The sequence below is a fragment of the Eisenbergiella porci genome (assembly GCF_009696275.1).
Lineage (GTDB): Bacteria > Bacillota > Clostridia > Lachnospirales > Lachnospiraceae > Eisenbergiella > Eisenbergiella porci.
The window spans coordinates 1-15,400 of sequence record NZ_VUMI01000083.1; the positions used below are offsets into that span (position 1 = coordinate 1).

Annotated in this window: 15 protein-coding genes and 1 CRISPR repeat array; of the genes, 11 read left to right on the forward strand and 4 right to left on the reverse strand. The window is 46.3% G+C overall.

Going from position 1 to position 15,400, the window contains the following annotated elements; translation table 11 throughout:
* Window positions 1–79 precede the first annotated feature (79 nt).
* Both FYJ45_RS31590 and FYJ45_RS31595 read right to left on the reverse strand, forming a co-directional pair.
* Entirely contained in the window at window positions 80–430 is a 351-nt protein-coding gene (locus FYJ45_RS31590; protein ID WP_408609545.1) for an IS66 family transposase, read from the reverse strand.
* Window positions 431–434: 4 nt separating this feature from the next.
* Complete coding sequence (locus tag FYJ45_RS31595) at window positions 435–1,013, reverse strand: IS66 family transposase (RefSeq protein WP_195842020.1); 579 nt, start codon at window positions 1,011–1,013, stop codon at window positions 435–437.
* A gap of 260 nt (window positions 1,014–1,273) precedes the next feature.
* Here FYJ45_RS31595 and FYJ45_RS27570 point away from each other — a divergent pair, with 260 nt between their 5' ends.
* Together FYJ45_RS27570 and FYJ45_RS27575 are read left to right on the forward strand one after the other, a co-directional pair.
* On the forward strand, window positions 1,274–1,852 hold the full coding sequence (locus FYJ45_RS27570) for a hypothetical protein (RefSeq protein WP_207708460.1): 579 nt from the start codon (window positions 1,274–1,276) through the stop codon (window positions 1,850–1,852).
* Between the two features lies 1 nt (window position 1,853).
* Window positions 1,854–3,497, forward strand: coding sequence for an amidohydrolase (locus FYJ45_RS27575; protein WP_154468199.1), 1,644 nt, complete (start codon window positions 1,854–1,856; stop codon window positions 3,495–3,497).
* A 66-nt stretch (window positions 3,498–3,563) separates the two neighbouring features.
* On the opposite strand, the gene FYJ45_RS27580 is transcribed toward FYJ45_RS27575, so the two are convergent.
* A complete protein-coding gene (locus FYJ45_RS27580; protein ID WP_154468200.1) occupies window positions 3,564–3,956 on the reverse strand; it encodes a desulfoferrodoxin family protein in 393 nt (130 codons plus the stop codon).
* A gap of 788 nt (window positions 3,957–4,744) precedes the next feature.
* Between FYJ45_RS27580 and FYJ45_RS27585 the strand changes: the two genes are divergently transcribed.
* The 6 genes from FYJ45_RS27585 to FYJ45_RS27610 all read left to right on the forward strand — a co-directional run bounded on the left by FYJ45_RS27585 (window position 4,745) and on the right by FYJ45_RS27610 (window position 9,446).
* Window positions 4,745–5,905 (forward strand): ABC transporter ATP-binding protein, encoded by a 1,161-nt coding sequence (locus tag FYJ45_RS27585; RefSeq protein ID WP_330588849.1) that lies wholly within the window; start codon window positions 4,745–4,747, stop codon window positions 5,903–5,905.
* Window positions 5,863–6,510, forward strand: coding sequence for an ABC transporter permease (locus FYJ45_RS27590; protein ID WP_330588850.1), 648 nt, complete (start codon window positions 5,863–5,865; stop codon window positions 6,508–6,510). The genes FYJ45_RS27585 and FYJ45_RS27590 overlap by 43 nt, the downstream gene beginning before the upstream one ends.
* Window positions 6,507–7,298, forward strand: coding sequence for an ABC transporter permease (locus FYJ45_RS27595; RefSeq protein ID WP_154468202.1), 792 nt, complete (start codon window positions 6,507–6,509; stop codon window positions 7,296–7,298). The genes FYJ45_RS27590 and FYJ45_RS27595 overlap by 4 nt, the downstream gene beginning before the upstream one ends.
* A gap of 399 nt (window positions 7,299–7,697) precedes the next feature.
* Window positions 7,698–8,723 carry a CPBP family intramembrane glutamic endopeptidase gene (locus FYJ45_RS27600; protein ID WP_154468203.1) on the forward strand — a complete coding sequence of 342 codons (1,026 nt, stop codon included), beginning with the start codon at window positions 7,698–7,700 and terminating at the stop codon, window positions 8,721–8,723.
* Between the two features lie 23 nt (window positions 8,724–8,746).
* Window positions 8,747–8,965: a helix-turn-helix transcriptional regulator gene (locus FYJ45_RS27605; protein WP_025487479.1), complete on the forward strand. Its 219-nt coding sequence runs from the start codon at window positions 8,747–8,749 to the stop codon at window positions 8,963–8,965.
* Window positions 8,949–9,446 carry a DUF6773 family protein gene (locus FYJ45_RS27610; protein WP_154468204.1) on the forward strand — a complete coding sequence of 166 codons (498 nt, stop codon included), beginning with the start codon at window positions 8,949–8,951 and terminating at the stop codon, window positions 9,444–9,446. Before FYJ45_RS27605 ends, FYJ45_RS27610 begins: the two co-directional genes overlap by 17 nt.
* Before the next feature lie 43 nt (window positions 9,447–9,489).
* On the opposite strand, the gene FYJ45_RS27615 is transcribed toward FYJ45_RS27610, so the two are convergent.
* A complete protein-coding gene (locus FYJ45_RS27615) occupies window positions 9,490–10,302 on the reverse strand; it encodes a hypothetical protein (protein ID WP_154468205.1) in 813 nt (270 codons plus the stop codon).
* 534 nt (window positions 10,303–10,836) lie between these two features.
* On the opposite strand from FYJ45_RS27615, the gene FYJ45_RS27620 reads away from it, so the two are divergent.
* The 3 genes from FYJ45_RS27620 to aspS all read left to right on the forward strand — a co-directional run bounded on the left by FYJ45_RS27620 (window position 10,837) and on the right by aspS (window position 15,189).
* Complete coding sequence (locus FYJ45_RS27620; RefSeq protein ID WP_154468206.1) at window positions 10,837–11,625, forward strand: SGNH/GDSL hydrolase family protein; 789 nt, start codon at window positions 10,837–10,839, stop codon at window positions 11,623–11,625.
* Window positions 11,626–12,066: 441 nt separating this feature from the next.
* Window positions 12,067–12,423: direct repeats of the CRISPR family, unit length 30 nt; unit sequence GTCTCGGTCTTGCGACCGAGTGGATTGAAA.
* Window positions 12,424–12,629: 206 nt separating this feature from the next.
* A complete protein-coding gene (locus FYJ45_RS27625; RefSeq protein WP_154468207.1) occupies window positions 12,630–12,896 on the forward strand; it encodes a hypothetical protein in 267 nt (88 codons plus the stop codon).
* Between the two features lie 949 nt (window positions 12,897–13,845).
* Window positions 13,846–15,189 carry an aspartate--tRNA(Asn) ligase gene (aspS, locus tag FYJ45_RS27630; protein WP_154468208.1) on the forward strand — a complete coding sequence of 448 codons (1,344 nt, stop codon included), beginning with the start codon at window positions 13,846–13,848 and terminating at the stop codon, window positions 15,187–15,189.
* Window positions 15,190–15,400: the final 211 nt, after the last annotated feature.

The window sequence follows — 15,400 nt, forward strand, 5'->3', positions numbered from 1 at the left end:
ACCTCCATAAATTTGATGATTCCATTATCAGGGATAAGGTGGATTTTTATCCACATCTTTTATTGAACAATGCCTTGATTTATGCTATATGGGGCAAAAGATGAGGATAAAAATATCCTGCGTATAAGCTCATTTTGTTTGAGAGGCTGCATCGGCCATCCTCCAAGTATGTCATCAGGATGTCCTGGCGGTTCCTGGCATGGGACAGCGCCTTGTTGAACTTATTGCTGGGGGCGGACATCTTCTGCTGGTTCAGCCATTTGATGAACGCTTCCGTCACCGGCTTTTCATCCTTAGGCCTGCGTTTTTCCCGCTGTTCATAGGATAATTCCTGTTCCTTATACCTACGCTCATAACGGAACAGCTTATCACAATATGCCACGCCCTGTACGGCGGGGTTTGACAGGTCTTTTTCACTGCCCTTTGGGATGGCATCAAAAAAAACTCCTCATCTCCACCGCATTATCCCCGTTCCTTGTCAGGGAGTACCGGTACAGGAGCAACGGAGGCAGGCCGTTCTCCCCGGAACGTAGCAGCCACACATAGGACTTGGACTGCGGCCTTTTATCCGGCTCCTTCAGCACCTGGACGGGCGTTTCATCCATCATCAGAAACTGCCTTTTCAGTAGCTCCCGGTGGAAATACTGTACCAGCCACTGGAAATACATCTGGAATACGAGGATGGCCCGGGTGGCCATGGAGGCCCTGGTGATGAGGATGCCTGACCGTTTCAGATCCTGCTCCTGCCGGTAGAACGGTAAACCGAGGACAAACTTGTTCTTTAAGATCCCCGCCACCAGTGACGGCGTGGCGTAGTTTTTCTCTATGAGTGAGGGAGGGCGGCCATCATCCTTTACGAACCGGGGATCCTCCGTCTGTTTGCAATGCGGGCATTCATAAGTGGTGGCGACATACTCCGTCACCTCATATTTTGCGAGGATGAACTCCACCTCGCTATCAACTGTGCGCTCTATGATCTCATACCCGGTACGGATTGTGACGGTTTTTTCCACGCCATCCTCCGTGGTATAAGTGACCGGTCTCCAATCACTTCCGACATATGGGAGTTTGCCTTTGCCATCTCAAACCAGACGTCCTTACTTTCACGGCGGAGATTTCTTTTTATAATGAAGTAGCAGCCGCTTTCCAGGAGGATGCCGATGTTTTCCGCGGAATCATTCCCGGAATCCAACCGGATAAGTAACGGTTCGTTTGTGATTTGTCGGCTCAGAGCGGGTAAGAGCGGGAAGAGTGACGGAGGGGCTTGCTTATTTTGGAATGGCGATGTTTGCCTTTTCCGCATTTTTTTTCGGTCCCACAGGCGGTAGCCGGACTGGGCGGCGATGGGAAAAAGGTGAAAAAGGCCGTATTTTTAGGGTTAATGAATAACTTTGTATTGATTGTTGTCATTTCCGTGTGCGCCCTGCTTTCCTCTGTGCAGGTGACGGAGGTTGCCATGATTGGGTGGAGCCATGGAATTGGCAGCTGGGCAGAGATTGTTGGTTCTCTTTTTACCATCCTGGCTATGCTGACGACCTACTGGTCCATTTCGCTGGCGCTATCGGACATTGTGGAGGAACAGTTGAAGCTTTCACGCAGAATCTGCTGGGTTATTGCGACGCTGCCATCGCTTTTGATGACCTTTGCAGGTCTGGGCGGTTTTATGGAGTTTATGCGTCTGGCCGGGGGGCTGATTGCGATTTTGATAGCGCTGCTTGTGGTTCCGGCCTACCGAAAGGCGTCCCGGGAGCCGGGGAATTCCCTTTTGGGGAAATGGGGCGGTGCCGGGATGCAGATAATGATTATGCTGGCCTATTTTTTAATGGCTGTGGGAAATGTGGTGACGATTTAGAATGAAGATATTTTATTACGGCGGTACGGTGCATACCATGCGTCTGCATGTGGAAGAAACCTTTATGTCCATGGGAACGGACGGGGACAGGATATGCTATCTGGGAAACGGCGGCCCGGAAACGGAAGTTGGCTATGACCAATATATCAGCCTTGAGGGAATGCATGTGTTTCCGGCGCTGACGGATTCTCATGTCCATCTGCTTTATACAATGATCCTGGCGGCCTCCAGTTTTAATATCTGTGAGATAACCTCGGAAGGGATTGCGCCGGACTGCATGGCAGGGGTGGAACAGAAAATACGCGCCTACTGTAGCGCACATCCGAAGCAGAAAATAATTATGGCAAATCAGTATATCCTTTCCGCAATGAAGGAAAAAAGACTGCCCAGCCGGCAGGAGCTGGATGAATGGACCGGCGGCAGGTGCATGATTATTTATAATATTGACGGGCACAGCAGCAGTATTTCCACGGCTTTGATGGAGAAGCTGAAGCTTCCTGAGCAGGGTTCGGACGGCCGTTTTTTTGGCGAAGCCCATGAGTTTATGCAGGGGAAGGTGACGAACCTGATAGCGGCATCGGTGACACCCTCTGTGCTGGCCGCTGGCATCGCCAATTTTTCCAACCTGTGCGCGCATTACGGAATCAGCCGGGTATGCGCCATGGACGGAAACGGGGATGTGAAGCATGATTTTCTCACCAGGCTGCTGGCGTTTGTGGCATCCCGGATGGATATTGACGTACGGCTGTTCCCTCAGTATATGGAGCTGGAGAGGGCGGAAAAATATCACAGGCTGCAAAAGTTTCCCCGGGCAGGCGGTTGCGGAAGCTGGGAGCTGGATGGTTCCGTAGGCTCCCATAGCGCGGCTTTCTATGTGCCGTTTATTGATAATGGGGAAAAGGGACACTGCTACTATAAGGATGATTTTATTCTGGGAAAGGTGCGGGGGGCGCATGAAAAGGGGATTCAGTTGTCCAGCCATGCCATTGGGGAGGCGGCCATTGATCAGATTGTGGATTGCTATGAGAAGGTGTTAGGACTGGGTGACGGCCGGGATGGCGGAGAGGAAGAAGGGGAAAAAAGGAAAAGCAAACCTATGCCCCGTATTGATCATTTTGAATTTCCTTCGGCCTCGGCAGTGGAAAAAATTAAGCATCTGCCGGTGGCGCTGACGGTTCAGCCGGGATTTTCCTGGATGGACAAGCGCTATCTGAAGAGCTATGAGCAGTTTCTGCCAAAGGAAAAGGTGAGGCAACAGATTCCGTTAAGAGAGCTGACGGAAGCCGGCGTGTGTATCTGTGGATCCAGCGATTCTCCGGTACAGTCCATGAACCCTTATGAACAGATGCTGGGGATGGTGGAATTTTATCTGCCGGGGCAGTCCCTGACTCCCTTTCAGGCTCTTCGTACCTATACGGCGGAGCCGGCGAGAATGTTGGGCGAAGAGATGGAAAGCGGAACGCTGGAGGTGGGAAAGAAGGCGGATTTCTTTGTCACAGGAAAGGATTTCTGTCGGGCGGAGCCGGAGGAAATCGGGGAGTTTTACGCGGAATATCTGGTGAAGGACGGCCATCGGTATGTGGAGAAGAAGGGAACCATCCGGGAACTGGTGAAATTGCTGTTGAGGCGGGCGAAAAAGATATAATAAAACAGGTATACTTGTCCATGTGTGTATGAAAAGTATACCTGTGTTTATTAGACCTTTTGATTTTTAGATTTCCGTCTTCCAGAACCCATGCAGATTACAATAAGCATAAGCCGCCTTCACCGAGTCCCCGTCCTCCAGTGTAAAATGGGCTACCGGTTCGCAATCGGGAGCCAGACAGATCCGCATGGTGCATCCGGCTTTTGTTACAAGGCACACCCAGCCGATGCTGTGCTCCTCAGTCATGGGATGAAAAATACTTCCCACCTTCACCGTAACGTGCCGGCCATCGATTTCCACCACCGGCAGATGCTTTTCCGCAGCGCCCTCCGAGGTATTGGGAGTCAGCAGCTCAAACGGTTTGCAGGTATCAGGAACGGCTGCATTGGGAACGCCGGTCACTGCCTCCAGAATAACGGTATGATTTTTATCGGTTAAAAAAACAGGATCCTTACTCATATGATTCCTCCAGTCAAGTTATGGTATTTTTTGTATAGTATTCCGGAAATATCCGGATTTTATTCACTACAGATTCCATTGGATAGTGGCAGTACATGGTCTAGGGACAGGATAAGCTGAATCAAAATCAGATTGCGGTAACAGTTCGGATGACAGAGCATAACAGGAAACCAAAGAAAGCATTGACAGTACGCTTTTGTCTGTCTATAATTTAGTTGTTGTATCAGAACACAGATACAGTACATAGCCGGATGGCTTAATATTAAAAAAAGTGAGGTAAGTGCATGCGTGTGTTAAGTAAGGAGATTGCAACTGCATAGTTGAAAAAAGGGACAGCAGGCTGGTTTTCCGGCTCTTTTTGTACCCTTTTACCGGTCATTTACCCGGTATCTGCCTTACTAAATACTTCATACACTTCTAATAGAAGTCTGGTTATTGGAAACAGACGGTTTAAGAAGCATGACGTAGCAGGTCATGTTTTTTATTTCCTCAGGCTGCGGCCCGGATGGACGCATTTGTCCGTCCTGCTGTATGGCCCTGCCTGCCTGGAATAATTCCGTAGTTTTTCCATTTCAGAGTCCAGGGATTGCCTGTCAGGCCCCCGAAGCAGTATGTCCGTATCAGGGCAGATGCTTCGGGGGCTTATTTTAGTTTCAGTCAGGTATTGAGAAAAAAAGAAAGGAGCATAACTGTTCAGCCAACAGACGTATTTGCTGCATCTGTCAGTGAAAAGGAAGCAGTCATGTGATTATAGGAACACTGGACAGTCACAAAGGAGTTAAATCAGAATGAATGTAATTGAAACAAATCAGTTAACAAAAACATATAGGCGATTCAGGAAGCAGGAGGGCATTCTGGGTAGTGTCAGGGGGCTGTTTCATAGGGATTATGAAGAAAAACAGGCGGTCAGCCAGATGGATCTTTCCGTACGCGGAGGAGAATTCGTCGGCCTGATAGGTCCAAACGGTGCGGGGAAAACCACGCTTGTCAAAATGCTTACCGGAATCATTGCGCCCACCTCCGGAGAAATCAGTGTTTTAGGCTATTATCCCAATAAACTGGAAAACGACTTCAAAAGGCAGTATGCGGTGGTTATGGGACAGAAGAGCCAGCTGTTTTTTGAACTGACTGCGGAGGATACTCTGCACTTGTTCCGGCAAATTTATGGACTCTCCGATAAGGAATATCGCTATAACAGGGATTATTTTGTGGAGCTGTTCGGCGTAAAGGAACTCATGGATGTGCAGGTGAGAACTCTGTCCTTAGGAGAAAGGATGAAAATGGAACTGATCGTGGCTCTGCTCCACAACCCCAGGATATTGTTTTTAGATGAACCTACTATTGGTCTTGATGCAGTGGCAGGCAGACAGGTCAGAAAGTTCCTGAAGGAAGTGAACGAGGAGAAAGGTACCACTATCCTTCTTACCTCCCATTACATGGAGGATATCAAATCACTCTGCAGTCGTTGTGTGGTGGTAAATCACGGAAGCAAAATCTATGACGGTGCAACGGAGGAGCTGTTTGATCGGTATCAGAAAAATAAGAGAATTACCCTTACCTTTGAACGGCCGGAAAAAATTGCACCCAATAGTGAATGGCGTATATTAGAGGACACTGCATATAAGAAAATTATTGAAGTACCACGAGAGAAGGCGGGTGGAAGTCTGCGTCTCCTTCTTGAGCACAATCCTGTGGATGTCACAATTGAAGAAGAGGAAATAGGAAAAATTGTAGAGAGGATTTACAGGAGGAAAATGGGATGCGTAAATATTTGGAAATTGCATCGGTTCATTTCAGAACGCAGCTTATCTGGAGAGCGGACACTGTTTTCCATATACTGTTTACTGTTACCAGAATTATATTTGCCTTTATCCTGTGGGGCGCTATTTTCGAGGGAAAAGAAATCATATCCGGCTTTTCTTTTGATAGTATGCTTTCTTATTACATAATCAGCTCTTTTCTTGCACAAATCGAGCTCTCCGGCGGTATCAGCGATGAGATCAGTGTTCGAATCAGAAATGGGACTTTTTCAAAATATATGGTGCTTCCGATGAATATGGAAGGATATTTTCTGGCTATGGAGGCGGGCGTGGTGTCCTTTCATATTTTATTTGATCTGTTGGCTGCGGGAATCTGGGTGGCGCTTTTTCGGATTAACTTTGTTTTTGCGGCGGATGCGGTTTCGATAGTATGCGCTCTGATGCTGATTTTTCTGGGATTGTTGTTCATGGCTCAGCTGAACTATTATCTTGGATTATTGACGCTTAGGTATGAAGAAATCAGTACCTTCCTGATGATAAAGGATAATCTGGTATCCCTGGTAACCGGCACCATCATTCCCCTGGCGCTGCTTCCTGAAGGACTGACGGCCTTTATGCGTTTCTTCCCTTTTTATTATGTGACCTATCTGCCATCCATGCTGCTGACCGGCAGATGCGGGGAGGAAGCGGTCAGGGGAGTTATCCTGCTGGCAGCCTGGTGTATTTTTATGGAGTTTATCAACCGCTGGACTTATCAGAAATACAGATTGAAATATGATGGGGTGGGAATATGAAAAGAAATATAAAATTTATATATGAATTAATCAAACTTCGGTTCCAGCATCTGATGATGTTCCGGCTGGGATTCTGGGGGCCTTTTTTCGTGGACGGAAGTCTGTTTGTGATACAGTTGGTCGTGTTCCAGGCAATATATGCCAATGTTGATACCATAGGACCGTGGGGAAAGGGGGAGATGGTTATTTTTATCGGAACCTTTTCTCTGGTAAATGCGGTGAATATGGTGGTTTATTTTTTCGGAGTGAACGGTATTTCAGGTAAAATCAGAAATGGAGATATCGATTTGTACCTTACCAAGCCGGTAAGCCCGCTGTTGCGGCTCAGTTTTGAACAGGTGAATCCGGGTTCGCTTCCGTTGGTGGCTTTGAGTGTGTGCATTTTATGGTACGGCGTCCGGCTCTGCGGGCTGAGAGTGTCAGCGGGGCATGTCCTGGGCTATTTAGTTTGGGTGACATTAATGATTGTGCTCTGGTATGAGATGGAGGTAATTATCCGATCCCTTACTTTTTTCCTGGTTTCCACAGTCAACATAACCAGGCTGGAGGATGCGGGAATCGATCTGTGCATGAAAATTCCCGGTGTTGTTTTCCGGGGAATTTACAAGCTTCTGTTTTATGTGATTCTTCCCTATGGCATTGTGGCGACTTTTCCTACAATGTACTTAAGCGGTGATGGGACCTTGAAAATGTGGCTCTATGGAATCGCTGTGGTCACGGTTTTCGGGGGAATTACAGCTTTTTTGTGGAAAACAGAGCTGAAACGGTATAATAGTGTGAGTTCTTAGTTGTTTGTGCGGAATATGTGTATGACAGGTGTATATTCTATAGGGAGGTGCCACTTGTCAGGAATGATTTATTTATAACTTCTTTACGAATATTTTTTATCAAGAAACAAGCCATACTGTAGTTATGGTTAACCGGAAAAAATGAAAGAAGATTCAATTTATGGGAAACAGCTGAACCGTGTATGTCTGCTCTGTAATATTCACTTGAATGTAAAGTGAAAATGCTATAATGTAAAATATAATTGACATTAAGAACAGTATAGTATATTATATACAATATAAGAGAAATACCTTCCCATAACAGTGCAGCGTTGAAAACCACCGGGGAAGGTCAGGGAAAGCGCTGCCGGTTTAACATCCTCCGGCAGCGCTACATAATGAATAGAGGAGGAGTTATTTATGCAGACAAAATGGACTGCTGTAGAAAAAAAACAGCTATGGATCTTTGTTGCAGTTGCATTTGGTATGCCCGTATTGATGGGAATTCTTATGGGTATCAGTTTTTACAGGGGGAATGATGTTTCCGTATTTCCCAACGCCCAGATGTATTATCCGGCGGCAGGCGTTATGATTGCTGTCCTGCTTACCCGGAAAAAAGAAGAGAAGGTGCCCATAAAGTTCTTTACCGGCTTCCTGGTTTTGACGGCAGTTATGGCAGGATGCGCTGTGGCCAGCCTGTTTAAGCCGGAAATTCAGTTAGCATTAATCAGTCAGTATATTATAATTTTAGGAAGCATTGTTTTATGGCTTCTGCTTTGGCTGGATAAGAAGGAGGTCAGAAGAAAGTACGGGCTGAGCCTGGGAGACGGACAGAAAAGAAGGCCCTGGCTTTATGTTCTGATTTTCCTGGGATTATATTTCCTCCGGATTTTTTTAAGCTATTTATTTGAAGGCGAACCGGGGATGTTTTTTGAAATGTTTAAGAGTCCCTATACATGGCTCAATCTTTTGGTTCTGCCCCTTAATTTCTTCCTGGTATACACTGCATTTTTCGGAGAGGAGTACGGATGGCGGGGCTTCTTCCAGCCGATGCTGCAGAAACGGTTCGGAAAGCGCGCAGGCGTTCTGCTGCTGGGTATTTTCTGGGGCTTCTGGCACCTGCCTATCAACCTGTTTTTCTACAGCCCCCAGACCTGGCTGCAGAGCATTGTCTGCCAGCTGATAACCTGTGTCGGAATCGCTATATTCTTTGGCTATGCACAGATGAAGACCTGCAATATCTGGGTTGCAGTTATTATGCATTATCTGAACAATAACCTGGTTGCCGTTATCGCAGGGAGCGCGGATGTCATCAGCGGACAGGTGATTGCGTGGAGAGATGTGCTTATTCTTCTTATTTTGAATTGTATTTTGTTTGTTCCGTTTATTTTTACCAAAATATATGGAAAACAGGAGCAGAGCGCCGGGGAAGAGAAGCTGCAGTAGCACCGGAAAAAGGAGGCTGGCTGGTGAAAAACAAAAGAATGAAAATTGCACGTATCGAAAAAGATTTTTCCCAGGAGCAGCTGGCTGACGCCGTAGGAGTGACCAGGCAGACCATAGGAATGATTGAGGCGGGAAAATTCAATCCATCCCTGCAGCTGTGCATCAGCATATGCAGGGCACTTGGGAAAACGCTGGATGACCTGTTCTGGGAGGAGGAGAGCGAAGATGAAAAAAATAGATGAAAGACAGCATATTGATCTGTTAAAATCTGAGCAGGCCGCCTTCTGGGCGATGTGGCTCATCCTGCTGATATCTATCATTGTACAGAGTTATATTCTGGAACGGGATGTCCGGGAATACGCATGGGAGCTGGCCGCATTTATAATAGGCTGCGTTGTTTCCATTTTCGGAACCACGAGAAAAGGAATCTGGGACACCTGGCTGAAGCCCTGTATGAAGAATTATTTCCTGGCAAGCCTGGCGGGGACAGTTGTTTTTACTGTGATTTTTGTGATTGGCAGATACCGGAATAATGAAGTTTTCCGGGAAGATGTTATGGGAACGCTGGCGCCGGCCACGATCATTTTTGCCGCAGTGCAGTTTGTTATGATTTTTACGGTTATGGCGTTGACTGGTGTTTATTCAAAACACCGGGAACAGAAAATGCTGGATGCACTGGAAAAAGAAATGGGAGATGAAATGGAGGATGAGGCGGAGGATTAGGCTGACAAGGGCGGCTTTGACGGCGAATCGAGTTGACTCCCCGTCAAAGTCCTTGTAAATAGCAGTTCCAGAGTGCAAAGAAAATTTCACGCCTGGACTCATTTGAAGAATCTCTGCCGGTAAGCGCATTGTAGGTGAGCGCTGCACGGCAGAGATTTTCTGCTGTCTGGCGTCCTGCGGGTTCCATTTTATCAAAAAGAAATGCGAAGGCTTCCGTATCGGTGTTTTGATAGGCCGGGACTTCACCATAGCCGTATCTGTGGATATTGGTTCCGTATTTCGCATCCCGCATTTCCATCTGCAGAACCAGCCCTTCCATAATCAGCATGTGGGCAAGATGATCCGCAATCAGATAATCCCTGCGCAGAAGCTTTCCCAATGCCTGCACGGCAATGAGCCAGAAAGCGTCGCAGGGGGAAGGACAGGGTGCATTTTCACAGGCTGACAGAGGAGGGACATTTTCATTCCATTGAATTTCAAATATGATATCCGCACGATACCCGGTGGCAAGGCAGAGGCGTACTGTCTCCACCGCTTCTTCCTGCATTTCACAGGCATTTCCCTGGATGGAGAGGCCGAGAATTCCGTCTTTCAGTCCCATGAGGGACAGAAGGGTATGGCTCAGCGGTTTTGCCAGGCTGCGCAGTGAAGGATGGACTGCAATCCGGGCCTTAAAATCCACATCGCTGAGAATGTCATGCCAGGAAGCATCAATAGCTGACAAAATAGTCTGGGAATCATCGGGGGATGCGGGAGAAATTCCTTTAATGGAAACCGAGTCAAAGCCTGGCAGCGCAAAAAGCGCTTTCAGGATATCGACGGTTTGAAGCTGCATAGTCTGTCTGCTGATTTGCATGTTGGATTTCCTTTCTTTTGTAGAGGATATGTTTTTCAGGAATATTTTCAGGTATATTTTGGGGCGGCATGAAAAAATGCAGTAGTGATTCAAACGTAAATGAAGGAACGTTTCTTTTGTGTTATTATACCATAATGGAAGCAGTTGTACATGGGCTGTATCTAAATTGTATTTTTAAACTAAGCAGAGTAACGGTTCAACTCTTTCAGTTACTGCCATAATCCATCCTGAATTGCTTTCGAAGATGAATTTTGCTATTTCTGAATTACTTTCTCACGGTCAGTGCAGTAAATGTGCTGACCTGCTGAACAGTTATAAAATAAATTTCAATTAACAGTGGCAGTGGATTAAGGGATATGATAAAGTGTCAGCAGAAAGAGAAATAAAATCGTGTAAATAATAAATCTGTTTGTATTTGCAGGTGGTTTTAACGGGACAGCGGCAGGGGATATGATGCCGGTGTTTCAGTCAAAATCGGATTTTGAAATCATAAGAATAAGAAGGGCGTTCTCAGGCCCGGGAAATGAGGGTTATATGAAAAAAGAAATCAAATGGTGCGCCATCGGTGATTCCTTCACTTACTTAAACGACCATCTGGATGAAACTGCATATCGGGTGAAGGAAGGGTATCTGACGCGGGCATGCGGATATTTTGACAATTTGTCAGTTATCAACATTGGAATGAATGGTTCTTCTACGCCCGATTGGATCAGGATAGGGCTGCCGGAAGCGGATCTGTATACGGTTCTTCTTGGTACCAACGATTGGCACGGCGGCGTACCGTTGGGGAAACGAGAGGATTTCAGATTGAAAAAGGAAGGCACTATTCTTGGTAACCTGGGGCTTTTAATATCCCATATCCGGGAAAAATCACCGGAAGCAGGGTTGTTGGTAATGAATCCTGTGGAACGGGGGGATTTTGTCTATATTTTGGATCCTCTGAACAATGCCCACGGCAGCTATCTGCCGGATCAGGGGCAGTGGCTGGCTGATATTGCTGAGGCCATTTATGAAACCTGTTGTGAAGAAGGGATACCTGCGCTGAATCTGCATGATCTTTCAGGTTTTACGCCGGAAAATGTGGTACGCTTTAAGCGGGTAAAAACGCCTGGCGGCTACCGGAATCTTCCTTATCCGGAATATACAAAATATCCGGTCTGTTTTGATGAGGATGAATATCCTTATCCGCCGGAAGCCGCCGAGTTTACATATGATGGGCTTCATCCTTCTGATAAGGGCAATGAAGCCATTGCCTCTTTGCTTGCGGCCAGGCTGAAAATGCTGATGGGAGACAGGCTGCAGGCAGTGGAAACTAATTATTGAGATATGGCGGGGAGAGCAGAGCTGCCGCAGAGGTGGTTTTACTGCGGGTATTTGTGGAATGGGGATGGCTGCGGAGATAAATATATTTGTAATTAGTGAAATTATAAACCGTTTAGAATGATATATTTTTATAATTCAGTGTATATAAATGGTGAAAAATTCTGCTAGTGTGTGGATAGCTGGGAATTTTTGCAGGTAAGATTGGGAGAAATGTGTAGTAAGGATCTGAGACTTAAGCGGCTAAGGTGCTTTATAGGGAAAATGAGAGTTAGTGCGAATATGAAGTGCACATGAAATCCCCAGGGGATTCGCACCTGGAAAAGACTATGTTTTGTTTGAATATAGATTTGAAATTGAATAAAAGTAAGCTGGGTTAGTTTTTTATGTGTGGAATGTATAGAGAAATGGTGGTAGAATGATTAGTAGTTGTTTAGTTTTGCTGTCTCGGTCTTGCGACCGAGTGGATTGAAATGCCCGAGTCGCTGCCTGGCTAAATGATACCTTTGTCTCGGTCTTGCGACCGAGTGGATTGAAATGATAGCTTTCCGGAAATCTTACCTGATTAAACTGTCTCGGTCTTGCGACCGAGTGGATTGAAACCCCTGTGTAAATTCCAAACTCATAGCCGGCACCGAGTCTCGGTCTTGCGACCGAGTGGATTGAAATTAAGGAAACGAAGGAAGAATTTATTGCGTCTTGCCGTCTCGGTCTTGCGACCGAGTGGATTGAAATCATTATACTTGCCAGATGCGGCAACGTCGTGGCCCTGTCTCGGTCTTGCGACCGAGCAGATAGAATAAGTATTAATATAATGTTGGATTTCCCCTGTTTTACTCGTTCTAATAAAGATACGCACATAGCAGTCCTCACAATCTATCCCTGCTTATGTTATACTCCAACACACTTAACTGTTTATTCCTATAAAAAGATACAACATACACTAATAGTTTTACATTCATAAAACAACTAAATAATAAACAAATCAATTAACAGGAACCCCAAAAATGAAAGCACCAGAAATTAAAAAAATTGTAGAAAACAGACTCCAGGAACTTGGAGCAAGCAAAATTCTTCTCTCTCCATCAGATTATTGCTGGGAATTCCAAGGTGAATTTTACAAGGTGACGGCCTTATCTGATTTATGGATAATAGAGTGGACCAACAATCCTTTTTACGCACTTAATCAATGCTTTGAAGATGCGGATCCCATGCAATACGATTTATTAGAGCAACAAATAATTGAATATATTAATAAACTGCTGCAGCATTAATCAAAAAACCGGACAATTCAAGTTTAGATGAACAAGGGAAATAGAAGCATAACAGTTCTTCTTCACACATACTGACACTGCAATTCCCACTCCCGAATCACTTTCTTACGGTCGGCGCAGTAAATGTGCAGACGTGCCTGAACTGTATGAGCTTATTACACAAACAATAAAAAATACCAATTTACCACACAAATTACTTCACAGCATAAAGACTTTCCGCAAATAAAAAGCTTCCCTCATAAAAAATCTCCTGCCTGCCGTTAAATATTTTCCCTTCCCCAGTTGACACATCCGCTGTCCAGTGCTAATATAAACAAAAATCACAGGCAGGTATCAGTTCGCCGGCAGATCATCCGTTTACCATAAATTCTGCCAGGCCAACTCTCATACCGGAAAGGCACAAGCCATGCTGAAAAGAATGAACAGCAAATTTCACAGGGACGACGATAGGCGGCGTTTGTATCGGCTGATGTAGAAATCATCGCAGGTACAAGCGCTTTCCGTGTTGTACCTGTGTGGAATAAATAACTTTTGTTTTTTATCAATCAAAAGAGTCCACACTGGTAATGAAATTTACCTTTGAGGGCTTTTTTATTTTACTCAAAAATAGGCACCTTATAGCGGAAACAGGAAAAACACTCCCCCTGCCTGCAGGAATGAGAATATGTGATTTTAAAAGCGCCCTCAAATTCGCTGCTTTTTTGCATTACCGGCTTCCGGCCGGTCCGGCTGCTTTTGACCCGCAGAAAACCCCTGCTGGTTGATATCCCCTATGGAAAGGATGTGGTACAATGAGACATAAAGACGATGTCCAGATGGATTTCATATCTCCTTAAATCAGTACCCGCGCGGCAGCCGTGAGGCTGACACGTCTGTTTGTCCCGCAGCCAGCGTTAAATAATAAACGTAACCCATGTTTTGCATACACCAATAAGGAGATAATATAATCATGATTCATTTGGAAAAAATACAGGCATCCCCCATGATAAACAACCCATCCCCGGAGCAGCTTGCAGCCAGCCTGAACAAGCAGGCGGTTCTGCATGGTAGTGTTCATAGAATCCGGAAAATGAGCGGATTTTCGTTCCTCATCCTGCGCACTGCGGACAGTCTCATCCAGTGTATCCTGGAACCTGAAAAGTGCCGCATAGAAGGCCTGCTTAAGGAAGAAGCCTGTATCCGGGCCGAAGCCACTGTGACGGAGGAGCCTCGTTCCCGCACCGGCTGGGAGCTTCATCTGACGGAAATAAAAGTCCTTTCTTCCCCGGAGGCGGAAATGCCGGTGGTCATTCATGGGAAAGAAATCGATGCATCCCTGGAAACCATACTGGACTATCGGCCGCTCACTCTGAGAAATGAAAAGCAGCGCGCAGTTTTTAAAATTCAGGAAGGGCTGTGCAGAGGCTTTCGTAATTTTCTTGAAAAGGAACAGTTTACCGAAATCCATACACCGAAAATCGTATATCAGGGGGCGGAGGGCGGCGCCAATATTTTTCAGCTGGACTATTTCGGCAAGGACGCCTATCTGGCGCAAAGCCCGCAGTTCTATAAGCAGATGATGGTGGGCGTATATGAAAGAGTTTTTGAAATCGCCCCGGTGTTCCGCGCGGAGAAGCATGATACCGCAAGACACCTGAACGAGTATACAAGCGTGGACTTTGAAATGGGCTATATTGACAGTTTTACAGATATCTGCCGGATGGAAGCGGCCATGCTTGGTAGCGTATTGCGGTTTCTCCGGGAAAAATACGCGCCGGAGCTTGCCCTGCTGAAGGTACGGCTGCCGGAGCAGCTGCTGGAAACAGGGGAAATCCCGTCCATTCGTTTTCATGAGGCCAAACAATGGGTTGCCAAAGCTTATAGCCGTCCGGCCAGTGAAAAGGATGATTTTGAACCGGAGGAAGAAAAACTGTTGTCCCGGCTCATAAAGAAGGAAACTGGCAGTGATTTTGTATTCGTTACCCATTACCCGACTGCCAAGCGTCCCTTTTATGCCTGTGAGGACGAAGGAAACCCGGCGGTAACACTGAGCTTTGACCTCCTGTTCCGGGGACTGGAGGTAACGACCGGCGGACAGCGCATCCATGAATATTCCGTCCAGCTGGAAAAAATGAAGCGTATGGGGATGGAACCGTCGCTCTTTGAAAGCTATCTTTGGATACACAGGGCCGGAATGCCCCCTCACGGCGGATTGGGCCTGGGCCTGGAACGATTTACGGCCCGCCTGCTGGAGCTGGACAATGTCCGTCAGGCATCCCTGTTCCCAAGGGATATCCACAGGGTCACTCCCTGATATAAATTCCGGCGGCCCGGGCGATGGCAGAAAGACGGAGAAAAACAGGAGAAAAAAATGGAAAGATTAAAAAATTATTTACAATGGTGTTAGTCCGTAAATGTGTTGGTAAGGTTATATAGTCAATATCCCAGCCGTTCTTATATCCTTATTATTGTGGTAATAGCTTGTGCCGGTTACTGCCAATACGGTTTCCGTCAACCGCCCGATT

Excerpts from the sequence above, each read along its gene's own strand:
- FYJ45_RS27600 (WP_154468203.1), top strand. The coding sequence starts at position 7,698 with ATGCAGACAAAATGGACTGCTGTAGAAAAAAAACAGCTATGGATCTTT.
- FYJ45_RS27615 (WP_154468205.1), bottom strand. The coding sequence starts at position 10,302 with ATGCAAATCAGCAGACAGACTATGCAGCTTCAAACCGTCGATATCCTG.
- aspS (WP_154468208.1), top strand. The coding sequence starts at position 13,846 with ATGATTCATTTGGAAAAAATACAGGCATCCCCCATGATAAACAACCCA.
- FYJ45_RS27620 (WP_154468206.1), top strand. The coding sequence starts at position 10,837 with ATGAAAAAAGAAATCAAATGGTGCGCCATCGGTGATTCCTTCACTTAC.
- FYJ45_RS27585 (WP_330588849.1), top strand. The coding sequence starts at position 4,745 with ATGAATGTAATTGAAACAAATCAGTTAACAAAAACATATAGGCGATTC.
- FYJ45_RS27610 (WP_154468204.1), top strand. The coding sequence starts at position 8,949 with ATGAAAAAAATAGATGAAAGACAGCATATTGATCTGTTAAAATCTGAG.
- FYJ45_RS27580 (WP_154468200.1), bottom strand. The coding sequence starts at position 3,956 with ATGAGTAAGGATCCTGTTTTTTTAACCGATAAAAATCATACCGTTATT.
- FYJ45_RS27575 (WP_154468199.1), top strand. The coding sequence starts at position 1,854 with ATGAAGATATTTTATTACGGCGGTACGGTGCATACCATGCGTCTGCAT.
- FYJ45_RS27625 (WP_154468207.1), top strand. The coding sequence starts at position 12,630 with ATGAAAGCACCAGAAATTAAAAAAATTGTAGAAAACAGACTCCAGGAA.
- FYJ45_RS27595 (WP_154468202.1), top strand. The coding sequence starts at position 6,507 with ATGAAAAGAAATATAAAATTTATATATGAATTAATCAAACTTCGGTTC.